Annotated in this window: 7 protein-coding genes; 5 read left to right on the forward strand and 2 right to left on the reverse strand. The window is 72.4% G+C overall.

The genetic code is table 11. From position 1 onward, the window contains the following. Nucleotides 1-2 precede the first annotated feature (2 nt). Nucleotides 3-1,775 (forward strand): acetyl/propionyl/methylcrotonyl-CoA carboxylase subunit alpha, encoded by a 1,773-nt coding sequence (locus ACJA3G_RS22760; RefSeq protein WP_406554881.1) that lies wholly within the window; start codon nt 3-5, stop codon nt 1,773-1,775. A gap of 173 nt (nt 1,776-1,948) precedes the next feature. Continuing rightward, nucleotides 1,949-2,509, forward strand: coding sequence for a helix-turn-helix domain-containing protein (locus ACJA3G_RS22765; protein WP_358836404.1), 561 nt, complete (start codon nt 1,949-1,951; stop codon nt 2,507-2,509). Between the two features lie 34 nt (nt 2,510-2,543). Here ACJA3G_RS22765 and ACJA3G_RS22770 read toward each other — a convergent pair whose 3' ends face one another. Both ACJA3G_RS22770 and ACJA3G_RS22775 read right to left on the reverse strand, forming a co-directional pair. Further along, nucleotides 2,544-3,500 (reverse strand): DeoR/GlpR family DNA-binding transcription regulator, encoded by a 957-nt coding sequence (locus ACJA3G_RS22770; protein ID WP_406554882.1) that lies wholly within the window; start codon nt 3,498-3,500, stop codon nt 2,544-2,546. A 143-nt stretch (nt 3,501-3,643) separates the two neighbouring features. After that, nucleotides 3,644-5,083, reverse strand: a complete 1,440-nt coding sequence (locus tag ACJA3G_RS22775) for an NAD(P)H-quinone dehydrogenase (RefSeq protein WP_406554883.1) — start codon at nt 5,081-5,083, stop codon at nt 3,644-3,646. A 152-nt stretch (nt 5,084-5,235) separates the two neighbouring features. On the opposite strand from ACJA3G_RS22775, the gene ACJA3G_RS22780 reads away from it, so the two are divergent. The 3 genes from ACJA3G_RS22780 to ACJA3G_RS22790 all read left to right on the forward strand — a co-directional run bounded on the left by ACJA3G_RS22780 (nt 5,236) and on the right by ACJA3G_RS22790 (nt 8,641). Beyond that, a complete protein-coding gene (locus ACJA3G_RS22780) occupies nt 5,236-5,673 on the forward strand; it encodes a gamma-glutamylcyclotransferase (protein ID WP_406554884.1) in 438 nt (145 codons plus the stop codon). Nucleotides 5,674-6,146: 473 nt separating this feature from the next. After that, nucleotides 6,147-6,971: a purine-nucleoside phosphorylase gene (locus ACJA3G_RS22785; protein WP_406554885.1), complete on the forward strand. Its 825-nt coding sequence runs from the start codon at nt 6,147-6,149 to the stop codon at nt 6,969-6,971. Between the two features lie 29 nt (nt 6,972-7,000). Continuing rightward, complete coding sequence (locus ACJA3G_RS22790; RefSeq protein WP_406554886.1) at nt 7,001-8,641, forward strand: phospho-sugar mutase; 1,641 nt, start codon at nt 7,001-7,003, stop codon at nt 8,639-8,641. The last annotated feature ends 123 nt before the right edge of the window (nt 8,642-8,764 follow it).

An 8,764-nucleotide genomic window follows, 5' to 3' on the forward strand; every position in this document is an offset into this window, starting at 1 on the left:
TCGTGCGCAAGGTGCTCATCGCCAACCGTGGCGAAATCGCTGTCCGCGTTGCCCGGGCGTGTCGGGACGCCGGGATCGCCAGCGTAGCCGTCTACGCCGATCCGGACCGGGACGCTCTGCACGTCCGCGCGGCCGACGAGGCATTCGCTCTGGGCGGTGACACCCCGGCCGCCAGCTACCTGGACATCGCCAAGGTCCTGCAGGCCGCCGCCGACTCCGGCGCGGACGCCATCCACCCCGGCTACGGCTTCCTCTCCGAGAACGCCGAATTCGCCCARGCSGTSCTGGACGCCGGCCTGACCTGGATCGGCCCCCCGCCCCAGGCGATCCGCGACCTCGGCGACAAGGTCGCCGCCCGCCACATCGCCCAGCGCGCCGGCGCCCCCCTGGTCGCCGGCACCCCCGACCCCGTCTCCGGCGCGGACGAAGTCGTCGCCTTCGCCCAGGAACACGGCCTGCCCATCGCCATCAAGGCCGCCTTCGGCGGCGGCGGACGCGGCCTCAAAGTCGCCCGCACCCTCGAAGAAGTCCCCGAACTCTACGACTCCGCCGTCCGCGAGGCCGTCGCCGCCTTCGGCCGCGGCGAATGCTTCGTCGAGCGCTACCTCGACAAGCCCCGCCACGTCGAAACCCAGTGCCTGGCCGACACCCACGGCAACGTCGTCGTCGTCTCCACCCGCGAYTGCTCCCTCCAGCGCCGCCACCAGAAACTCGTCGAGGAAGCCCCCGCCCCCTTCCTCTCCGACGCCCAGATCCAGGAGCTCTACGCCTCCTCCAAGGCCATCCTGAAGGAAGCCGGCTACGTCGGCGCCGGCACCGTCGAATTCCTCGTCGGCATGGACGGCACCATCTCCTTCCTCGAAGTCAACACCCGCCTCCAGGTCGAACACCCCGTCACCGARGAAGTCGCCGGCATCGACCTCGTCCGCGAGATGTTCCGCATCGCCGACGGCGAGGAACTCGGCTACGGCGACCCCGAGCTGCGCGGCCACTCCTTCGAGTTCCGCATCAACGGCGAAGACCCCGGCCGCAACTTCCTGCCCGCCCCCGGCACCGTCACCCGCTTCGCAGGACCCTCCGGCCCCGGCGTCCGCCTCGACGCCGGCGTGGAATCCGGCAGCGTCATCGGCCCCGCCTGGGACTCCCTCCTCGCCAAACTCATCGTCACCGGCGCCACCCGCGAACAAGCCCTCCAGCGCGCCGCCCGCGCCCTGGAAGAGTTCCAGGTCGAGGGCATGGCCACCGCCATCCCCTTCCACCGCGCGGTCGTCAAGGACCCCGCCTTCGCCCCCGAACTCACCGGCTCCCCCGACCCCTTCACCGTCCACACCCGCTGGATCGAGACCGAATTCGTCAACGAGATCAAGCCCTTCGCCGCCCCGGCCGACGCCGAGACGGACGAGGAGGCCGGTCGCGAGACGGTCGTGGTCGAGGTCGGCGGGAAGCGGCTGGAGGTCTCGCTGCCCTCCTCGCTCGGCATGTCGCTGGCCCGCACCGGCCTCGCCGCCGGCGCCAAGCCCAAGCGCCGCGCCACCAAGAAGGCGGGCTCGGCGGCCTCCGGCGACACCCTCGCGTCCCCGATGCAGGGCACGATCGTCAAGGTCGCCGTCGAAGAGGGCCAGGAAGTCAAGGAAGGCGACCTCATCGTCGTCCTCGAAGCCATGAAGATGGAACAGCCCCTCAACGCCCACCGCTCCGGCACCGTCAAGGGCCTCGCGGCCGAGGTCGGCGCCTCGATCACCTCGGGTGCGGCGATCTGCGAGATCAAGGACTGACCTCGGGTACGGAGCCGATCCGTCGTCCGTCTTCCGAAGCCCCCGCCGGTCCACTCCGGCGGGGGCTTCGGCCGTACGCGCGGCGGCGGGCCCGTCGCGGGGTGCGCACCCGGCTTCCGTACGGACCCGTACCGGGCGGTACCCGGGGCGCGCGGTTCGGGCATCCTTGGGGTATGACGACGAGGCCGATGCGTGCCGACGCGCGCCGCAACTACGAGCGGCTCCTGGGCGTGGCGAGGAGCGCGTTCGCGGAGCACGGGACGGACGCCTCCCTCGAAGACGTGGCCAGGCGCGCGGGCGTCGGGATCGGCACCCTCTACCGGCACTTCCCGAACCGCCACGCGCTGATGAGCGCGATCTTCCAGAGCGAGGTGGACGTCCTTCTCGCGCGTTCCCGGGAGCTGCTCGACGCCGACCAGCCCTGTACGGCGCTCGTGGAGTGGCTGCGCGCCATCATCACTCATACGGGTGAGTACCGAGGGGTGGCGCGCGCCCTCATGTCGGCATCGCACGACGACAGTTCGGCCCTGGCGCAGTGCAGCACCCCGATGCGGGAGGCGGGCAGCGCCCTGCTGGAGCGCGCCCAGCTGGCCGGTTCCGTACGCGTCGACGTGACGATCGGCGATCTGATGCAGCTGACCAACGCGATCGCCCTGGCGGCGGAGCAGGCGCCGGACGACCCGGAGTTGGCCGACCGGCTGCTCGCCCTGACCCTGCGGGGCCTGAAGCCGTGAGGCCGGGTCCCCTCCGGGCGGAGGGGCCAGGCGCTCAGCGGCGGCGCAGATCCGCCACTCTGGCCCGCTCTCCGGGCCCCTGCTGATCACCCAGCGGGGCCGCGGTGCGCAACTGTGGCCCGGCGCCGGGCACATGGCTGCGGCGCTGACCGGGCAGCGGCACGTCCCGGCGGGGCTGACGCCCCGGTGGGACGCCCTCGCCGCCGGCAGCCGGACCGGCCACGGTGATCTGCACGCCCTGGTCGGCCAGGGCCTGGAGCTCGGTGGCGGCCCGGTCGTCGTGGCCGGGGGGCTCGTCGGTGACCAGGCGCGTGATCACGTCCGTCGGCACCGTCTGGAACATGGTGTCGGTTCCGAGTTTGGTGTGGTCGGCGAGGACGACCACCTCGGCGGCGGCCTGCACCAGGGCGCGGTCCACGCTCGCCGAGAGCATGTTGGACGTGGACAGACCCCGCTCGGCCGTCAGTCCGCTCCCGGAGAGGAAGGCGCGCGAGACCCGCAGCCCCTGGAGGGACTGCTCGGCCCCGCTGCCCACCAGGGCGTAGTTGGAGCCGCGCAGGGTGCCGCCGGTCATGACGACCTCCACGCGGTTGGCGTGGGCCAGCGCCTGGGCGACGAGCAGGGAGTTGGTGACGACCGTGAGGCCGGGGACGCGCGCGAGCCGGCGGGCCAGCTCCTGCGTGGTCGTCCCCGCGCCGACCACGATGGCCTCGCCCTCTTCGACGAGGCTCGCGGCGAGGTCGGCGATGGCCGTCTTCTCCGCGGTCGCGAGATGGGATTTCTGCGGGAAGCCGGACTCTCGCGTGAGTCCGCCCGGCAGTACCGCACCGCCGTGCCGGCGGTCGAGGAGTCCTTCCGCCTCCAGCGCCCGCACGTCCCGCCGTACGGTCACTTCGGAGGTCTGGACGACGCGGGCGAGCTCCCGGAGCGATACCGCACCGTTGGCCCGCACCATTTCGAGGATCAATTGGCGACGTTCTGCAGCGAACACGAAACTGACAGTAACGTGAGCGGCCGATTGTTTTCAGCAAGTTGCGCCGAATAACAGAAGGTGTGCACAGAGGTGTCCCTGAAGTGGTATAGGCGCCCTCCCGGGCGCCTTGTCCCACGCCGCCGCGCCGCCGGGCGCCCCGGTTACGCCTCGCCCGCCCTCTTGCGCGAGTGCAGCTGGCGGGCCACCTCCGCGATCGAACCCGACAGGGACGGATAGACCGTGAACGCCTTCGCGATCTGCTCCACGGTCAGGTTGTTGTCGACCGCGATCGAGATGGGGTGGATCAGCTCCGAGGCGCGCGGCGCGACGACCACGCCGCCGACCACGATCCCGGTGCCCGGTCGGCAGAAGATCTTCACGAAGCCGTCCCGGATGCCCTGCATCTTGGCGCGCGGATTGCGCAGCAGCGGCAGCTTGACCCCCAGCGCGTCGATCTTGCCCGCGTCCACGTCGGCCTGCGAGTAGCCGACGGTGGCGATCTCGGGGTCGGTGAAGACGTTCGAGGAGACCGTCTTGAGGTCCAGCGGGGCCACCGCGTCGCCGAGGAAGTGGTACATCGCGATCCGGCCCTGCATGGCCGCGACCGAGGCGAGGGCGAAGATGCCGGTGACGTCACCGGCCGCGTACACGCCCGGCGAGGAGGTGCGCGAGACCTTGTCGGTCCAGATGTGACCGGACTCCAGGAGCTTGACCCCGGACTCCTCCAGGTTCATCCCGGCGGTGTTCGGGATCGCGCCGACCGCCATCAGGCAGTGCGTACCGCTGATGACGCGCCCGTCCGAGAGGGTGACCTCCACCCGGTCGCCGACGCGCTTGGCGGACTGCGCGCGGGAGCGGGCCATCACGTTCATGCCGCGGCGGCGGAAGACGTCCTCCAGGACGGCCGCCGCGTCCGGGTCCTCGCCCGGCAGCACCCGGTCGCGGGAGGAGACGAGGGTGACCTTGGAGCCCAGCGCCTGGTACGCGCCGGCGAACTCGGCGCCGGTCACACCGGAGCCGACCACGATCAGCTCTTCGGGCAGTTCGTCCAGGTCGTAGACCTGGGTCCAGTTCAGGATGCGCTCGCCGTCCGGCAGCGCGTCCGGGATCTCGCGCGGGTGGCCGCCGGTGGCGATGAGCACGGCGTCGGCGGTGAGGATCTCCTCGCTGCCGTCGGCGGCCGTGACGATGACATCCCGGGTGCCGTCGATGCCCTGCGGGCCGCCGAGCTTGCCGCGCCCGCGCAGCACCCGGGCGCCGGCCCGGGTCACGGAGGCGGTGATGTCGTGCGACTGGGCGAGCGCGAGGCGCTTGACCCGTCGGTTGACCTTGCCGAGGTCGACGCCGACCACACGGGCGGACTGCTCCTCGGGCGGGGTGTCGTCGGCGACCAGGATGCCCAACTCCTCGTACGAAGAGTCGAAGGTGGTCATCACCTCGGCCGTCGCGATCAGAGTCTTCGACGGTACGCAGTCGGTGAGCACCGATGCCCCGCCCAGACCGTCGCAGTCGACGACGGTCACCTCCGCGCCGAGTTGGGCGCCCACCAGGGCCGCCTCGTATCCGCCGGGTCCGCCACCGATGATCACGATCCGGGTCACGAAAAAGTCCGCCTCGCATTGAGGAAATGCAGTACGTAGCTCATTGTCCCGCACGCTTCAAGATGCTTCGCCCCCGGGGCGCCATACGGCTGTCACACGCGTGTGCCCTTCTCACGCGGGCGCCCGCGGGCCGCTGTCGTACCCTCGACACCATGTCGCTCTACGCCGCGTACGCCGGCAACATGGATCCGCGGCTGATGACGCGCCGCGCACCGCACTCGCCGCTGCGCGGCACGGGCTGGCTCAACGGCTGGCGGCTGACGTTCGGCGGGGAGCAGATGGGCTGGGAGGGCGCGCTGGCCACGATCGTGGAGGCGCCGCGCTCCCAGGTGTTCGTCGCGCTCTACGACATCGCCTCGCTGGACGAGGACTCCCTGGACCGCTGGGAGGGCGTGGGCCTCGACATCTACCGCCGGATGCGGGTGCGGGTGGACACGCTGGACGGCGAGGAGCCGGCCTGGGTGTACGTCCTGAACGCGTACGAGGGCGGGCTGCCCTCCGCGCGCTACCTGGGGGAACTGGCCGACGCGGCGGAGTCGGCGGGCGCCCCGCACGACTACGTGATGGAACTGCGCAAACGGCCCTGCTGACCCCTCCACCCGCGGACCGTGGTGGGCTGCCCGCGCCCCTGAGCAGTTCGTCGCCGGCGACCCGGTGGGGGCTGATCGCGCAGTTCCCCGCGCCCCTGAGCAGTTCGTTGTCTGCGACCCGGTGGGGGCTGATCGCGCAGTTCCCCGCGCCCCTAGGGGGGTTCCCCGCGCTCAGAGAACCCAGCTCAGCCACGCCCCCCCAGGGGCGCGGGGAACTGCGCGGGCGACCCACCACGGCCCGCAGACGCACGGGGGTTTCAGGGGCGCGGGGAACTGCGCGGGCGACCCCCACCGGCCCGCGGCCGACGAACCACCCAGGGGCGCGGGGAACTGCGCGAGCAACCCACCACCGGCCCGCAGACGAACCCCTGGCACCCGGCACCCTCACTCGTCGGAAACGACAAGACAACGATCGCACCCTTGTGCCGCCAGTCATCTACGCGCGTAGGCCTCCACCCGTTACCCTCGTCGTCGTGAACGCATCTGTTATTCCGGACAACATCCAGGGCGACCCCCAGGCCGCCGCCGACGCCGCCGCCGCGCGCCTGCGTGAGCTCACCGGCGCCGAGACCCACGACGTCGCCCTGGTGATGGGCTCCGGCTGGGCCCCGGCCGCGGACGCGCTCGGCGAGCCCGAGGCCGAGTTCCCGGTCACCGAGCTGCCCGGCTTCCCGCCGCCCGCCGTCGAGGGCCACGGCGGCAAGATCCGCTCGTACCGGATCGGCGAGAAGCGCGCGCTGGTCTTCCTGGGCCGTACGCACTACTACGAGGGCCGCGGCGTCGCCGCCGTCGCGCACGGCGTGCGTACCGCCGTCGCCGCCGGCTGCAAGACCGTGGTGCTCACCAACGGCTGCGGCGGTCTGCGCGAGGGCATGCGCCCGGGCCAGCCCGTCCTGATCAGCGACCACCTCAACCTGACGGCCGCGTCCCCGATCATCGGCGCCAACTTCGTGGACCTGACCGACCTGTATTCGCCGCGGCTGCGCGCGCTGTGCAAGGAGGTCGACTCGTCGCTGGAAGAGGGCGTGTACGTCCAGTTCCCCGGGCCGCACTACGAGACCCCGGCCGAGATCAACATGGTCCGGGTGCTCGGCGGCGACCTCGTCGGCATGTCGACCGTCCTGGAGGCCATCGCGGCCCGCGAGGCCGGCGCCGAGGTGCTGGGCATCTCGCTCGTCACCAACCTGGCCGCGGGTCTGACCGGCGAGCCCCTCAACCACGAAGAGGTGCTCCAGGCCGGCCGTGACTCGGCGGCGCGCATGGGCTCGCTGCTGACCCGGGTACTCGACCGCATCTGACCCTGATCCGTACCGAAAGGGATGTCGACGTGACGCAGGACCTGATCGCGCGGGCCAAGGCCTGGCTGGCCGAGGACCCGGACGGCGAGACGCGCGAGGAGCTGGCCAAGCTCATCGACAACGAGGAGCTCGACGAGCTGGCCGTCCGGTTCGGCGGCATGCTCCAGTTCGGCACCGCCGGGCTGCGCGGCGAGCTGGGCGCCGGGCCGATGCGGATGAACCGCTCGGTCGTCATCCGCGCGGCGGCCGGGCTCGCCGCGTACCTCAAGGCGAAGGGCCGGGGCGACGGCCTGGTCGTCGTCGGCTACGACGCGCGCTACAAGTCGGCCGACTTCGCGCGCGACACGGCCGCCGTGATGACCGGCGCGGGCCTGAAGGCGGTCGTGCTGCCGCGCCCGCTGCCGACGCCCGTCCTCGCGTACGCGATAAGGCACCTGGGCGCCGTCGCCGGCGTCGAGGTCACCGCCAGCCACAACCCGCCGCGCGACAACGGCTACAAGGTCTACCTCGGCGACGGCTCGCAGATCGTGCCGCCCGCCGACGCGGAGATCGCCGCCGAGATCGCCGCGGTCGCCTCGCTCAGCGACGTGCCCCGCCCCGAGGAGGGCTGGGAGACGCTGGGCGAGGAGGTCCTGGAGGCCTATCTGGCGCGTACGGACGCGGTGCTGACCCCCGGGTCCCCGCGCACCGCCCGCGTCGTCTACACGGCCATGCACGGCGTCGGCAAGGACGTCCTGACGGCGGCCTTCGCCCGGGCGGGCTTCCCGCCGCCGGCGCTGGTGGCCGAGCAGGCGGACCCGGACCCGGCGTTCCCGACGGTGGCGTTCCCCAACCCGGAGGAGCCGGGCGCGATGGACCTCGCCTTCGAGGCGGCCCGCGCGGTCGGTCCCGACATCGTCATCGCCAACGACCCGGACGCGGACCGCTGCGCGGTCGCCGTACCGGACGCGTCGGTGGAGGGCGGCTGGCGGATGCTGCGCGGCGACGAGGTCGGCTCGCTGCTCGCACAGCATCTGGTGGACCGGGGCGTGAGCGGCGTCTTCGCCGAGTCGATCGTCTCGTCCTCGCTGCTCGGCCGGATCGCCGAGGCGGCCGGTCTCGGGTACGAGGAGACGCTGACCGGCTTCAAGTGGATCGCCCGGGTGGACGGTCTGCGGTACGGCTACGAGGAGGCGCTGGGCTACTGCGTCGACCCCGAGGGCGTACGCGACAAGGACGGCATCACCGCCGCCCTGCTCGTCGCGGAGCTCGCCTCCGTCCTGAAGGAGCGGGGGCGCACGCTCCAGGACCTGCTGGACGACCTGGCGGTCCGGCACGGGCTGCACGCCACCGACCAGCTGTCGGTGCGGGTGGAGGACCTGTCGGTCATCTCCGACGCGATGCGGCGCCTGCGCGAGAACCCGCCGACGTCGCTGGCGGGTCTGGCGGTCACCAGGGCCGAGGACCTCACCGAGGGCACCGAGGAGCTGCCGCCGACCGACGGTCTGCGCTACTACCTCGAAGGCGCCCGGGTGATCGTCCGCCCCAGCGGCACCGAGCCCAAGCTCAAGTGCTACCTGGAGGTCGTGGTCCCGGTGGCGTCGGCCGAGGCGCTGCCCGAGGCCCGCGCCAAGGCGACGGACCTGCTGGCCGGCATCAAGCGGGACCTGGCGGCAGCGGCGGGAATCTGACCGGACCGGTCTCCCGCGCGCCCTCCCCGGGGGCGCGGGAGACCGGCCCGCTCCGGTTCGCGGACACGGACGCCGCCCCAGGGGCGCCGCTCCCGTCCTCCCGCCCGCCCACATGACCCGTAC

Origin of the sequence: Streptomyces sp. YS-3 (assembly GCF_045257485.1) — a bacterium.
GTDB lineage: Bacteria > Actinomycetota > Actinomycetes > Streptomycetales > Streptomycetaceae > Streptomyces.

Coding starts and splice junctions, on each gene's coding strand:
- ACJA3G_RS22765 (WP_358836404.1), top strand. CDS start 1,949: ATGACGACGAGGCCGATGCGTGCCGACGCGCGCCGCAACTACGAGCGG.
- ACJA3G_RS22780 (WP_406554884.1), top strand. CDS start 5,236: ATGTCGCTCTACGCCGCGTACGCCGGCAACATGGATCCGCGGCTGATG.